Source organism: Mesorhizobium sp. M8A.F.Ca.ET.207.01.1.1 (assembly GCF_004794715.1).
Classification (GTDB): Bacteria; Pseudomonadota; Alphaproteobacteria; order Rhizobiales; family Rhizobiaceae; genus Mesorhizobium.
The window spans coordinates 1-448 of the sequence record NZ_SRUS01000089.1 but is presented as its reverse complement, the minus strand read 5'-3'; the positions used below and the strand labels follow the sequence as shown (position 1 = coordinate 448).

Here is a 448-nt window from a genome sequence, read left to right as displayed (position 1 = left end):
GCTGGTGGTGGCCACCGGCTTCGTGGTCGACGATGCGATCGTGGTGATCGAGAACATCATGCGCTACATCGAGCAGGGCAAGAGCGGCAAGGAAGCGGCCGAGATCGGTGCGCGCCAGATCGGCTTCACCGTGCTGTCGCTGACCGTCTCGCTGGTCGCCGTGTTCCTGCCGCTGCTGCTGATGCCCGGCGTCACCGGCCGCCTGTTCCATGAGTTCGCCTGGGTGCTGAGCATCGCGGTGGTGCTGTCGATGCTGATCTCGCTGACGCTCACCCCGATGATGTGCGCCTACCTGCTCAAGCCCGACGCCCTGCCCGAAGGCGAGGACGCGCACGAGCGTGCAGCGGCGGCCGGCAAGCAGAACCTGTGGACGCGCACCGTCGGGCTGTACGAGCACAGCCTGGACTGGGTGCTGGGCCACCAGCGCCTGACCCTGGCCGTGGCCGGC

Annotated in this window: 1 protein-coding gene; it reads left to right on the top strand. The window is 68.1% G+C overall.

The genetic code is table 11. The features are described from left to right. Positions 1–448 (top strand): efflux RND transporter permease subunit (locus EN850_RS33590; protein WP_145973023.1); only part of this gene is annotated, 448 nt, incomplete at both ends.